The organism is Fibrobacter sp. UWB11 (assembly GCF_900143015.1).
Taxonomy (GTDB): domain Bacteria; phylum Fibrobacterota; class Fibrobacteria; order Fibrobacterales; family Fibrobacteraceae; genus Fibrobacter.
In genome coordinates this window covers 88,096-99,508 of record NZ_FSRT01000003.1, presented here as the reverse complement: position 1 = coordinate 99,508, position 11,413 = coordinate 88,096, and the positions used below count along the sequence as shown (strand labels likewise).

The window sequence follows — 11,413 nt, the reverse complement described above, 5'->3', positions numbered from 1 at the left end:
TAGCAATTTTTCTATTATATCAATGATGAGAAAAATAATTGCTGCGTTTTTTGCGCTTACGGCGCTATCTTATGCTTACCTTCCTGGCGAATCGGGTTTTGTTTCGCTAGATGGTGGGCATGGTGTTTTCGGGAACCCTGCGGGGCTTTCGTCACTTGATTCCAAGGGAGCGCTGCTCTCGTACCAATTCGATGACGGCATTACCGAGCTACGGATTGGCGGTAATTTGGACCGTCTGGGTGCCGGGTTTGAGTACCGTTTTAACGATAAGGGCATGGACGAATCGCGTTGGAACTTGACGTATAGTTTCCCGCTTTTTGACCGAAGTGCTTTTTTAGGCAGCCGTTTTATGGCGTTTCGCAGTGCGGATTTTACGGGGACGGAGTGGACGTTTTCTCCCGGTATTTTGATTCGCCCGTTCCGCTTTATTTCCCTTGGCTATTCCTGTGATAATCTGCTTTATTTGGGGCCCGCTTCTATGGAGCGCATCCATAATGCAGGGGCGACTCTTCGCTTGGGGAGTTTCTTGAGTGCAAGTTACGATGTCGAAAATTGGAAGGAACATCGTTTGCTTTTGGAACTATCCCTTTACGGATACCGATTTGGCTTTAAAATGCCCTTGTACGGCGATGACGATGAATTCGCTCTCACGCTTTCTACTTCGTTTGGCGGGCATGTCGATGCTTCCCTCAAGATTCTGGATGACTTTTTGCCGAAGGGCGGAAGTATCGGCTTCCATTCGGCGCGTAATCCGCAGTCTTCCCATGCGGCGAAGATTATACGTGTGCCGCTCAATATGGAAGTTTCCGAAGTGGAAAAGAAGTTTCTTTTCTTTGAACCTTCGTCCATTGGCCTCATGAGGGTTCGTAATTTATTCGAACACTTGCTTCGTGATCCGGCGGCAGGCCTTGTCGTGCTTGATTTCTCTGGGTATACTGGCAATTTGGCTATTTCTGAAGAGATTAACCGTTATGTGAAAATGCTTAAATCTCGCGGGGGCCTTGTCATTGCGTATATGGATGATGTTCGTCCAGCTGTACTTATGGCTGCAGCAAGTGTAGATCGCATTGTAGTGGAACCTTCGGCACATTTTACGTGGCTAGGGCTTGGCGGCGGAATTACGTTCTACAAAGGATTTTTGGATAAACTAGGTGTCAAGGTCGAGTTCTTGCGCCATGGTGCTTACAAGTCTGCTGTGGAACCGTACACGGCGGATTCCATGTCGGTAAATGCTCGCGAAAATGTAGAGACGCTTTACAAGGATATTTGGGAATTGATTCGTATGCGATTGGCTTCGCGGATTAAGACAGGATCGACTCCAGTTAATACGGAAAAACTAGATGAACTTGCTCAAAAACCTGTGATTACTGCGACAGGGGCGAAAAAAGCAGGCCTTGCAGATACGACTCTTTATATAGATCAAGTGCCGAGCTATGCTTTAAAAACATTCTTCGGAATAGATGCTCCTTATGCTGGATTTAGAACATGGTCTCCGTCAAATACGAAAATCTTTGATGAAAGCTGGAGCCATCGTACGAAAGTTGCATTGTTGAATATCAATGGAACGATTGATTCTAAAATGGAAACGGCTGTACTCGAAAGTTTGCGTAGACTTCCTGGCATGGGCGTGAAGGCGCTCCTTGTGCGGATTTCTTCACCGGGCGGAAATGCAATTGCATCCGATAAAATCTGGGGTGCGCTCAAGAACTTGAATCGGTTTAATATTCCGATCGTTGCTAGTATCGGAAATATTGGAACATCAGGCGCCTACTACATTGCATGTGGTGCAGATAAAATAATTGCAGAGCCGTTTGCTATTGTCGGAAGCATTGGTATCTATGGCGGAAAAATTGATGTTTCAGGTTTGATGAAAAAAATAGGGCTAAGAAATGAACCGGTGAAGACTAACGATTATTCTGATGCTCGTTCGTTTGCTCGCCCGTGGACAGACACGGAAAAGGCAGCCCTCCAGGAATACATGGATGATTTCTACAACCGCTTTACGGGCGTGGTTTCGCAGGCGACTGGAATTAATCAGGCCGTGGTGGATTCCGTGTATGGCGGTGGCCGCGTGATGGTGGGCTGGAAGGCAAAAGAGGCCGGCCTTGTGCAAGGACTTGGCGGTTTTGATGATGCACTAGACGAAGTGCGTAAACTTGCCGATATCCCCAAATCCACGGATATTGAACTTGTTCAATTGAATACCGAAGATTCGTTTATCGTTCCGTTTGCCGATACAAAGGCGTTGAGCGATTTTGTCCGCGATATGGAACGCACGCAATTCTGGGCGATTGAACCGGGGTTGATTAATGGTTATTAGTAACTGCGCCGGAGGCGCGAAATTATGTTTGAAATTGCTTTAACTGTTTTTTGTTGTCTTGCGGCTTCTGCGTTTTGCTCCGTGACTGAAGCTTCGTTTTATAGTGTCCCGCCTTCGACGGTGGAACTGTTGGAACGGCAAAAGAAATTTACGGCGCGTTACCTCAAGCATGTGAAGGATAATATCGACCGTTATATTGCATCGGTGCTCGTGGTGAATACGGTTGCAAATACTGTAGGTGCGTCCTTGGCGACAGCCCTTGCGGTAAAGCGATTGACTCCTTCGCAGGCGATGCTCCTTCCCGTGGTGCTCACGATTCTCATTTTGCTCTTTGGCGAAATCACTCCGAAAACGCTTGGTGTGAAACAGGCAAAAATCTGTGCGCCACTTGTGGCTGTGCCGTTCTATTACATTACAAAAGTGCTGAGCTGGACTGGAATTATTTGGCTTTGCCTTACGCTTACCAAGCATTGGACTCGCGAAGATAAAGAAAAGAAGGATGTGAGTATCGAAGACATCAATAGCCTTGTGAGTCTTGGTTTGCGAGAAGATGTGATTGACCGCCAGCAGGCACTTGTCATCAAGAATATTCTTTCGCTCAAGTCGCTCCCTGTGCGTCGTGTGATGACACCCCGTCAAGTAGTCTTTACGCTTTCTGCAGATAGCACGATTGGCGAGACGTTGGATGAACGTGGAAACTGGCCGTTTTCCAGAGTTCCGCTTTACGATGGAAAAAAGGATCAATGGATTGGAATTGTGCTCCGTCGAGACGCGTACAACCTTCTTGCGGAAGGCAAGCGCGATGTGAAACTTCGTCAGCTTATGCGTCCAATGCAACTTGTGCCCGATAGCCTTATGACCGACAAACTGTTGCTACGATTCCTCAAACAGCGTGGGCACATGGTCGGTGTTGTTGATGAATTTGGTGCGATTGCGGGCATTGCAAGTCTCGAAGACGTGCTCGAAGAAATTCTCGGTCGCGAAATTGTCGATGAATTCGATGTCGCCGTGAACCTGCAAGAAACCGCCCGCCGCAAGTCAAAAGCGCTCGCCTCCATGCGCAAGGAGAAGAGTAAACAGTAAGGATAATTCGGAATTGTTGCTTTGTCATGCCCGATTGTCACCCCGGATTTATTTTCTTTGATCACTTAGTGCTTTGACGCTTTGCGTCAGCATCTTCGGCTCAATCATGACAGTCTGCAAGCAGCCTGTCGCGACACTCGCCTTGAATGCAACTAGCACTTATGTGAGCATGATCCGCGTATGGGGATGGGGTCGCCATTAATACATTCGTTCTAAGGTAGGGACGTGTCATCCTGAGCGGAGTCGAAGACAACCTCAAAAGGCGAGTGTCGCAACCATACTCGTATGGGTATGACCGAGCCGAAGAGGTTGGGGCTACTAGCCCCATCTAGTGACGTATTTCTAATGACTAATGACCAAAGACCATTGACTAACAACCAAAATACTATACTAATTAATATAATTCTATCAATTGATAGAATGTTTAACCCGCAAAAACACTACTTTTTTCAAAAAATACACATTTTTACCCTTGAACCCTTGCGAAAAATCATCTAAATTTACCTTGCTTTTCTCGGGGCGCCTTTGCCCTGGAATTTCACTCACTAGAGGATTTACATGAAGACCATTACGGTAAACCCGAAGACTGTCTCTCGCAAGTGGAAGCTTGTGGACGCAGCTGACAAGCCGATGGGACGCGTTGCAAGCGAAGTTGCTCGTCTCCTCATGGGCAAGCATAAGGCCATCTATTCCCCGAACGTCGATACTGGCGACTTCGTGGTTGTTATCAACGCTGAAAAGGTTGCTGTTTCCGGCAACAAGGCTCTCCAGAAGCAGTATTTCCACCACACCGGTCACATTGCTGGTGAACGCTGGATCAACTTTGCCGACCTCTTGGCAAAGCACCCGACTGCTCCGCTCGAAGCTGCCATTTGGGGCATGCTCCCGCACAGCGCTCTTGGCCACAAGATGATCAAGAAGCTCAAGATTTTTGCAGGTGCCGAACATCCGTTCGCTGCCCAGAAACCCGAAGTCGTAGAACTTTAATTTAGAACGGAGAAAACTATGGCTACAGCAAAGAATAAGAAGATCTACCGCGGCACTGGCCGTCGCAAGAACGCCATCGCCGCTGTGATTCTGAAGCCGGGTTCCGGCAAGCGCACTATCAATGGTCGTGATTTCAAGGAATACTTCCATTCTGAAGTGCAGAACATGATTGCAAACCTTCCGTTCGCCATCCTCGGCAACGCTGAAGAATGGGACGTCGAAGTTACCGCTCGTGGCGGTGGCATCGCTGGCCAGATGGGCGCAGTCCGTCTCGGCATCTCCCGTGCACTCGTTGCTAACGACGCAGAAGTGAAGCCGGCTCTCAAGAAGGAAGGCCTCATGACTCGTGACGCACGTGCCGTTGAACGTAAGAAGTTCGGCCGCAAGAAGGCTCGTAAGCACTTCCAGTTCAGCAAGCGCTAATCTGCGAATTTGCTTTTACAACAAAATGCCTTGCTTCGGCGGGGCATTTTGTTATTACAAGACCGTTCGGCTCTTTTGCAAGCACGAGAATGTGATATCGCCTCACTCTCGCCTCCACGATTCGTTGATACGAATCGCTTGAGGCTCACGAAGTCTCCGCTCCGCGGGGGCCTTTCCTTTATATAAAAAATGCCCGGCAAAGCCGAGCAATCAAGCCACTCGCCGAAGGCGCTAAAAATTGTCATCGCGATCGAACATGTGCGTCACGAATTCCACAACGAGCGTTTCGTAGGCGTCATCGCTGAAAATCGGCTTTTGCATCAAGTCGATAGCTTCCTGCGAAAGTGCTCCGGTTGTAGCCAGTTCAGCTCCGCCTTTACGGTACTTGTCGCGAAGCATGTTCAAACGGCGCGGACCACCACGATGGTCGAGCGCACGCATCTGCGGGCATGCAATAAGCGTGTAGCCTTCATGGCCAAGAATGATGTCGAACTGCTTGCGGATAGGCTCGTAAACCACGTCCAAGTCCATCCAGGCGCAGCTTGAAAGCAAAATAATTTTCTGCCCTTCTTTTTGGAACTGTAGCCCATGCAGGTGCGAATTCATGGCGTTGGCGCCGTCTTTGAGCTTCTGACCCATGTACGGATGAACCATGCCCACAATGCGGTCCATCAAGACTTTCATTTGTCCGGGAATACTGAAGAGGAAAAGCGGAAAACTCCAGATAACGATGTCTGCATTCGTGAGTTTCTCGCGAATCATCGGAACGTCATCGTCCTTGATAAAGCAAGATCCGTCCTCGCGTCCCCAGCAGCTAAGACAGCCGCGGCAGGGCTTGATGTGCATCTTGTCGATAAAGATGTACTCGGTCTCGTAGTCGCCGTTCTGTTCCAATCCTTCGACAAAAGCCTTTGTCGGGATAAGCGTGCCACTACGTTCATTTTTTGGACTTGCGACCATTACGAGTATTTTCTTTTTCTCAGCCATGCGCGCAAATTTAGAAAAGTTTTTGTAAATTATTTGAACGTCAAGGCGATTGGTGCACGACAAGACTGATATAGACCGGTGAAATAATGTCAATTATTAACGAAATTCAAAAAACTCTTTTTGAAAAACAAGATTTAAAGTTTCAGGCTTTCCATAGTAAGCTGATTCCGACGACGGATGCAAAGTTGATTATCGGCGTACGCACTCCTGACTTGCGCGCGATTGCCAAGGAATTTGCAAATCATCCGGATGTGGAAAAATTTTTGTCAACGCTTCCACATAAGTATTATGACGAAAATCAGGTGCACGCTTTTATTTTGTCTTTGATAAAAGATTACGATGATTGCGTTTCGCATATTGATGCCTTTTTGCCGTACGTGGATAATTGGGCAACTTGTGACCAAATGCGCCCCAAGGTGTTTGCGAAGGCCGCGAATCGTAAGCGCCTTTTGAAAGATGTTGAACGCTGGATGAAAGCTCCCGTGACGGACGTTTACACAGTCCGTTTTGGTATCGAAACGCTGATGTCGTTCTTTTTGGATGATGACTTTGATCCGAAATTTTTAAAGTGGGTCGCGAAAATCCGCAGCGAAGAATACTACCTGAACATGATGGTCGCGTGGTTCTTTGCAACTGCGCTTGCCAAGCAGTACGAAGCGACACTACCATATATTGAAAAACGTGTACTCGACGATTGGACTCACAACAAGACCATCCAAAAGGCAATCGAAAGTTATCGCATTACCGATGAGCAAAAGGCTTATCTTAAAACTTTAAAATTATAGTATCTTTGCAATATGATTGAATATACAGTACAGACCGTAAAGACCGACAATTTTGAAATGGATTACCTCAAGTTTGGCACGGGCGCGCGCCCGCTCGTCTTGCTTCCGGGTATGAGCCTTAAAAGCACTATGGGCATCGCCTCGATGGTGGCTGATTCATATAAAATATTTGCAGATGATTTTACGGTCTACATGTTCGACCGCAAGAAAAATTTTGGCGAATCGTACTTGATGGAAGAAATGGCAACGGATACCGCAGAAGCAATGTCGGCTATCGGTATTGAACGCGCATGCATGATCGGTATTTCGCAAGGTGGCATGATTGCACAGCTTATTGCAGAACAGTTCCCGCAAAAAGTCGAGCGCTTGGTACTTGGCTGTAGCGCTTCCCGCTTGAACGACATGTCCCGTGCGGTGATGACGGAATGGAAACGCCTTGCCGATGCAGGCGATATCGAAGCCCTCTGCTCGAATTTTATAGATAAAGTTTTTTCTGCTGAAACAATCCGCAAGTACAAAAAGAGTCTGATGCGCATGAACACGAATGCAACGGAACAGGACATGAAGCGCTTCTGCGTGCTGGCTCGTGCATGCCTCGCGTTCGAAGCATACGAAGGCCTTTTGAAACTCAAGTGCCCGACTTTCATTTTGGGAGCTGAACTTGACCAAGTTTTGGGCGTAATCGCTTCCCGCGAAATTGCAGAAGTGCTAAAGCAAAATGGCACGCCGGTGGAACTGTACGTTTACGAGAACTATGGCCACGCCGCCTACGATGAAGCCCCGGATTACCGTTCAAGGATTTTGGAGTTTTTGAAGAGGTAATCCCTGTTTGGTAACTTATGGAAACGTTGCTTTTGAATTATTTATACCTAGTAAGGAAAAAAATGTTGCGTAATACCTTGATGCTGGTGAGCTTAGCTTGCGTATTTGTTGCTTGTGGGGATGATTCCAGTTCCTCTCCTGTTGTTGAATCATCAAGTTCTGAAATTGCTATAATCGTATCGTCTTCGTCTGTAAAAAGTAGTTCATCTGAACGGAAGTCTTCTGTAGTGGAATTGTCATCTTCTGCTGAAAGCTCGAGTTCTTCGTCTTATGTCGAAAAGCATTTAGCGTGGGATTACATGAATCCGGCGATTTTTTACGGTGAATTCACTGATGAACGTGACGGACATGTTTACAAGTATATTGTACACAGCAATTTCCGTATTATGGCGGAAAATCTGAACTTTTCGGATTCGGTGAACTATCCGAATTTACGGGGCCAAACATGGTGTTATCAAGATAATTTGGACTCTTGTTCTAAATATGGAAGGTATTACACATGGTCAGCCGCTTTGAATATCAATGCTAGATACAATACAGATTATTATCGCCATGAAGAAAATAGAGATTTTTATTTGAGAGTTCAGGGAATTTGTCCAAAAGGATGGGAACTTTTTGTAAATGAGGGAGACTGGAGAAATTTTATATTCAAGTATATAAATCCAAATAATTTGTGTGCAAAAAAAGGATGGGATGAAAATTTATGTACCGATTCGTTAGGGTTTGCCGCTTTGCCGAATGGTTTTTATAAGGATGGCAAATTTGAGAAAGTTGGTGAAGAGTTTCGTTATTGGGAGCCTTGGGGGCAAAGTATGGAAACTTCAAATCACGCTGGGCAACTTGGTGGTCTTTTGCTTGGAGACTCTTGGGGGTGGTGGGGTTCAAGTCAAACTTTGAAATCTGTTGGGGGCGCGGTCCGTTGCTACCAGATGATTCCCAAAGAAGAGAGGAGTAGTTCCTCCGCTTCTGGAAACGAAAACCTTTGATTCTGCCTTTTAATGCGTCGCCACAAGCGGTGTGAATTTTTCTAGAGGCTCGTTTTCTTTCATGGCGCGCATTCCCACACTAGACACGCCTCCCTATAATTTCTATCTTTGCGCTAGCCCAAGCAATATCGCCTGGGCGTAAACAATCACCGGCTTGCAAGAGTCGCTTCGGTGGCGCGGTACAATTAATATTGACTTCGCTTTGTGGCTTAATTGCAGTCCGGGTAGTAACAACCGAAAAGGAAAATATACTATGGCTAATTTGCCTTCCGTCGAAGATCTGCTTGCTGCAGGCTCCCACTTTGGTCACCAGACTCAGCGCTGGAATCCGAAAATGAAACCGTACATCTTGGCAGAAAAGAACGGCATCTACGTTCTCAACCTCTCCAAGACTCGTGACCTCCTCGAAGAAGCTGCTAAGGCTGCTGCCAAGATTTCTGAATCTGGCAAGACCGTGCTCTTCGTTGGCACGAAGCCGACTGCACGTCAGTGCGTGCTCGACGCTGCTGCTACCTGCAACCAGTTCTCCGTCACCAACCGTTGGTTGGGCGGTATGCTCACGAACTTCCAGACTGTTCGCAAGTCCATCAAGAAGATCGACAAGATCGACGCTATGGAACAGGATGGTACTTTCCAGGCTCTCTCCAAGAAGGAAGTCCTCGACAAGAATCGTGAACGCGCCAAGCTCCTCGACGTGTTCGGTGGTATCCGTGAAATGGTGAACCTCCCGGGCCTTCTCGTCGTGACCGACCTCGCTCACGAAAAGATCGCTGTTGCAGAAGCTCGCCGTCTCCACATTCCTATCATCGGCATCTGCGACACGAACGTCGATCCGACCCTCGTGGACTACCCGATTCCGGCAAACGACGACGCCGTGAAGTCCCTCAAGCTCATTGTGGACTACATCGCTGCTAACGTCAAGCCGCGCGTCGCTGCTGAAAAGAAGGAATCCAAGGAAGAAGTGAAGAAGTTCGACAACGGCGAGGACAAGTAATATGCAGATTACCGCTTCCCTCGTTAACGAACTCCGCCAGAAGACTGGCGTCGGCATGATGCAGTGCAAGAAGGCACTCACCGAAACTGACGGCGATATGGAAAAGGCTTTGGAACTCCTCCGCAAGCAGGGTGCTGCTGTTGCTGCAAAGCGCGCAGACAAGGCTGCTAAGGAAGGCCGCGTTTACCTTATCGAAACCGCAGACAAGGCTGCTGCTTTCGAACTCACCTGCGAAACCGAACCGGTTTCTAACAACGACGACTTCGTTGCTCTCGCTGCTTTGGCTACCAAGGCTGTCGAAACGCAGGCTATCGCTTCCGTTGAAGATCTCAAGAACGCTGTTGTTGACGGCGTCAAGATCAATGACCGCCTCCAGGACGTCCTCGTGAAGATTCAGGAAAACATTGACTTCCGCAAGTTCGCTGAAATCAAGAAGGTCCCGAACTCCGTGTTTGGCGTTTACAGCCACATGAAGGGCAAGATCGGTGTTATCACTGAACTCGCTTTCGAAGGCTCTGCTGACGAAGCTGCTCTCAAGCAGGCTGCTAAGGACATCGCTATGCAGGCCGCTGCTTTCGCTCCGGTTGCATTGAACGATGCTGCGGTTCCGGCTGAAACGATCGAAAAGGAAAAGGAAATTGCCAAGGCTCAGATCGAAGCTTCTGGCAAGCAGACCAAGCCTGAATTCATGCAGCGCCAGATTGATGGCCGCGTGGCTAAGGTCCTTAAGGAAATCGTTCTCGAAGACCAGGAATTCTTCATGTCTGAAAAGAACCCGAAGAAGCTCTCTGTCAAGGACTACCTCCAGGAAGTCGTTGCAAAGCAGCTCGGTCTTACCAGCTTGAAGGTCGTGAACTTCATCCGCTTCGAACGCGGTAACTAAGCTTACGTCATTGCGCAAGCGCATGACGCTTCGGTTATCCAATACGTGTGCAAGCACCCGTGCTGTATAACCTTGGACGTCATTGCGAACCCCGTAGGGGTGAAGCAATCTCTAGCGAAATTAAATTGGTCGTCCCTCGCGGGGCGGCCAGTTTTTTTTGTTCTATACAAATATTAGGATAAATTAATCGTTAAATGAATGCCACAGGAATATTCGCCAGCCGTTGACCGTGCTGGTTCTTTCTTCTTCTGTGCCACCGTTGTGAATGAAACCAAAACTTTTACCGGTTATTTGGTTTAAAATGGCTTCAAGAACATCAACGACAACCTCGGGGCCATAATGCCGCATCGCTTCCCAAGCTTGTGGGGACTTGTTTTCTAACGAAATCCCCTTAACAGCGAGTTCTCTTCGATCGTCCATTAGGCAGATGGTGGCGGGAACTGCCTGAAAGCCCAATTTCTCAAGTTTAACGTAAGCGTCTTTCGCTTTGCTCGCAATTAACATGTCTTCTATGAGACTTTTTACTTCAGAAGAATGCTGAACTGTCGGGCAGATTTTTGCGAAAGTTTTGTTGGCGATGATTTCATTTTGCTTTGCAATTTCCTCCTTTATTTTGACTTTGTCTGCTTCAGGGAAAATTGAGTTTGGCAATCTGTTTGGAAAATAGTAGCCACCCGAGGGTCCAAGAGTTAGAAAAATAACAGATTTTTTGCTATTGAATAAGAATAAATTAGAATCGTTGCAGTAGGGTGCTTTATCCTTCTGTCTGCAAATATATTTGTTGATAATGATTTCTTTTGATGGTACGTCCCCTTTTAAAATAGTATCGACCGTAAAGTTGATTTCGATGTAATCGCCTTTCTCTTTTTTGATTTTCTTAATTTCATTTGTATCGACTTGAAGCGTTCCCGTGAGAATATATGGAGATTGAGCGATGCTTATCCATGAGTTGTCTTTGGTGAATCCTTCAGATATTTTCTTGATGGCTTTTTCAAATGCGGCTTTGTTTTCGGGAGTGTTCTGAGGCTCGTTTTTATCGGAGTCGCATGCGGCAATCCCGACGGCAATTGTAAATGCTGTGAAAATGAGCAGGAAATTTTGTTTTAACTTAAACATATAAGTAAATTACAAAATTATCAATGT

Annotated in this window: 11 protein-coding genes; 9 read left to right on the top strand and 2 right to left on the bottom strand. The window is 47.1% G+C overall.

The window, feature by feature from the left end:
• Window positions 1–22: 22 nt before the first annotated feature.
• The 4 genes from sppA (at window position 23) to rpsI (ending at window position 4,813) form a co-directional block, all read left to right on the top strand.
• A complete protein-coding gene (sppA, locus tag BUQ91_RS12615; protein WP_254842356.1) occupies window positions 23–2,320 on the top strand; it encodes a signal peptide peptidase SppA in 2,298 nt (765 codons plus the stop codon).
• A 24-nt stretch (window positions 2,321–2,344) separates the two neighbouring features.
• Entirely contained in the window at window positions 2,345–3,403 is a 1,059-nt protein-coding gene (locus BUQ91_RS12610; protein ID WP_072829285.1) for a hemolysin family protein, read from the top strand.
• Window positions 3,404–3,961: 558 nt separating this feature from the next.
• Window positions 3,962–4,390, top strand: coding sequence for a 50S ribosomal protein L13 (rplM, locus tag BUQ91_RS12600; RefSeq protein ID WP_072829281.1), 429 nt, complete (start codon window positions 3,962–3,964; stop codon window positions 4,388–4,390).
• An 18-nt stretch (window positions 4,391–4,408) separates the two neighbouring features.
• Window positions 4,409–4,813 carry a 30S ribosomal protein S9 gene (gene rpsI / locus BUQ91_RS12595; protein ID WP_072829279.1) on the top strand — a complete coding sequence of 135 codons (405 nt, stop codon included), beginning with the start codon at window positions 4,409–4,411 and terminating at the stop codon, window positions 4,811–4,813.
• Window positions 4,814–5,044: 231 nt separating this feature from the next.
• Here rpsI and BUQ91_RS12590 read toward each other — a convergent pair whose 3' ends face one another.
• A complete protein-coding gene (locus BUQ91_RS12590) occupies window positions 5,045–5,800 on the bottom strand; it encodes a flavodoxin family protein (RefSeq protein ID WP_074209529.1) in 756 nt (251 codons plus the stop codon).
• A gap of 86 nt (window positions 5,801–5,886) precedes the next feature.
• On the opposite strand from BUQ91_RS12590, the gene BUQ91_RS12585 reads away from it, so the two are divergent.
• The 5 genes from BUQ91_RS12585 (at window position 5,887) to tsf (ending at window position 10,270) form a co-directional block, all read left to right on the top strand.
• On the top strand, window positions 5,887–6,585 hold the full coding sequence (locus BUQ91_RS12585) for a DNA alkylation repair protein (RefSeq protein ID WP_074209528.1): 699 nt from the start codon (window positions 5,887–5,889) through the stop codon (window positions 6,583–6,585).
• Between the two features lie 12 nt (window positions 6,586–6,597).
• A complete protein-coding gene (locus BUQ91_RS12580) occupies window positions 6,598–7,407 on the top strand; it encodes an alpha/beta fold hydrolase (protein ID WP_074209527.1) in 810 nt (269 codons plus the stop codon).
• 17 nt (window positions 7,408–7,424) lie between these two features.
• The gene (locus BUQ91_RS12575) at window positions 7,425–8,393 is read left to right on the top strand and encodes an FISUMP domain-containing protein (protein WP_083579770.1); all 969 of its coding nucleotides are present in this window, start codon (window positions 7,425–7,427) and stop codon (window positions 8,391–8,393) included.
• Window positions 8,394–8,646: 253 nt separating this feature from the next.
• Window positions 8,647–9,387 (top strand): 30S ribosomal protein S2, encoded by a 741-nt coding sequence (gene rpsB, locus BUQ91_RS12570; protein WP_072829269.1) that lies wholly within the window; start codon window positions 8,647–8,649, stop codon window positions 9,385–9,387.
• 1 nt (window position 9,388) lies between these two features.
• Window positions 9,389–10,270, top strand: coding sequence for a translation elongation factor Ts (tsf, locus tag BUQ91_RS12565; RefSeq protein WP_072829267.1), 882 nt, complete (start codon window positions 9,389–9,391; stop codon window positions 10,268–10,270).
• A 183-nt stretch (window positions 10,271–10,453) separates the two neighbouring features.
• On the opposite strand, the gene BUQ91_RS12560 is transcribed toward tsf, so the two are convergent.
• The gene (locus BUQ91_RS12560) at window positions 10,454–11,386 is read right to left on the bottom strand and encodes a hypothetical protein (protein ID WP_074209526.1); all 933 of its coding nucleotides are present in this window, start codon (window positions 11,384–11,386) and stop codon (window positions 10,454–10,456) included.
• Window positions 11,387–11,413 lie beyond the last annotated feature (27 nt).